The sequence below is a fragment of the Thermogutta sp. genome (assembly GCF_039793925.1).
In the GTDB taxonomy this organism is placed as follows: Bacteria; Planctomycetota; Planctomycetia; order Pirellulales; family Thermoguttaceae; genus Thermogutta.
The window spans coordinates 1-1834 of record NZ_JBAMME010000010.1; the positions used below are offsets into that span (position 1 = coordinate 1).

The 1834-nt window shown below is 55.2% G+C and carries 2 protein-coding genes; both read left to right on the forward strand.

The features are described from left to right. On the forward strand, window positions 1-1483 hold a 1483-nt coding region (locus ABJK56_RS00400; protein ID WP_347242689.1), incomplete at its 5' end, for a hypothetical protein. A 154-nt stretch (window positions 1484-1637) separates the two neighbouring features. Next, window positions 1638-1834, forward strand: a 197-nt coding sequence (locus ABJK56_RS00405; RefSeq protein WP_347242690.1) for a hypothetical protein, incomplete at its 3' end; no start/stop codon positions are given.

The following is a 1834-nucleotide window of genomic DNA, read 5'->3' on the forward strand; positions in this document are numbered from 1 at the left end:
TTTTCCGCTGGCGTTTCTGATCAAAAACCCTCTGCCTTTCATCCTGGCTTTTGCTTTGGGCGGGCTTTGTCTGATCCGATACCCTTTTTCCTCTTTGCCGATGCCTCTTGGACTTTTCTCTTTGCTTTATACTCTGACCAGTTTCATCGGTGGAATGAACATCGGCTATCGTCATTTCCTCCCCGTTCATCCTCTGGTCTATCTTGTTATCGGCGGAGGCCTGACCCTATGGCTATCCTCCCGCAGGCCAATCCGGAGACGGGTGGTCGGTTTTATCATGGGACTGTGGTATATCTTGGGAACGATCAAGATTTTCCCCTATGAACTTGCGTTCTTCAACGAGTTGGTGGGCGGCCCTCAGAACGGCTACCATTATCTGATAGACTCCAATTTAGACTGGGGACAGGGTTACAAAGCCCTTCGTCGTTACTTATTGGAGCACAGTGGACCGGTCCCTAAATTGGTGTACCAGTATACCTATATCCCGCCCGAATATTACGGAATTCACGCCGACTCTTTCCCTGTTGGAACAGGGATCCCCCCATTCATCCTTCCCTTTCACCCCGCCGCTGGACGGTACATCATTAGTATCACTACTTTGCAACAAGGGTGGCCGGGGAATGATGTTTACTTCTGGTTCCGCCAGATGAAACCCTCCACAACAATCGGGTTCTCTTTCTTCGTTTACGACGTTCATAGTTCCCCTCTGCACTGGATTGCTCAGTGCTCCGTCCCATCGGTGCCTCTCTCCGATTCCGTGATTGAATACGGCTTTGGGCAACACAATCTGCGTCGGGTGGAATTTGACTGCACGTCCGGGTGGATATACCCCTTTGCTGGTGCTCATCCGGGTGTTTACAGTTTTCATCACGATCTTTTAAAAGAGCGAAGACGGACTTTCCCGTCTCTCTTACCCGCGCCTCCGGAGCCCCGGGATCCGTTGATTGCCCGGCATCTGAGCCAGACACGCCTCTCCGTGGAGATGAATCGTTACACAGCCGATTATCCGGCTTTTGTGCTGTACGAGCAGGAGAAGCCTCCCCTTTTGCCCAATTCCCAAACCGTTATCGCCGGACGCGCTGAGATAGGCCTGAACCCGGGTGGAATTCAAGTCGTTACTCCCGTTACCCTATCGGGTCCCCTCATGTTTTTAGGAACGAGTGTGGTTCGGGACGGTACGGACCTTGACGTGGAGACCTGGTGGCGGGTGACCGAGGGGCCGATTACCCGCCCCTTTTCCATTATGGGCCACCTGCTGACCCCCGCCGGAGAAGTGCTGGGCGTATCGGACGGCCTGGCCGTTGATCCGGTGCAACTCCTCCCTGGCGACATCCTGGTGCAACGGCATCGCTTCAGCGGAGTGACCGGTGAGGCCTTCCTCCTCCGCACCGGCGCCTACTGGCTGGATACGATGGAACGGTGGCCCCTTGCAGAACAACCGGATTCGGATATGATATTCGTCAACCTGCCGGATGCGAGGTGACTATACTTTTGCACCGCCATTTTTGACCATCGTATATGGTGATTTGCTGGCGTTTATCCCCCATATATGGGGGCACTCAAGCGGGCCTTTCGCCTTAAAAATATCCAAATTGCCCGCCAGAGGCCAAAACTGCGAAAGTATAGGAGGTGCAAGAATGCGGCGATTCCTTGCCCTGACTCTTGGCTTGCTTCTTCCCTTCGCTTTGATCACGACGGTCCTATCAGCGGCCGCGCCGCCTCCGCCAGAGGTGGGCCGTTCCCCGCTGCCGCCGCGGATGGGCGCCCAGGGCTGGCTGCCCGCCCCGCCCATAGAAACTCAGAGGCAGACACCTAACCTGCTGGTGAACGGCAA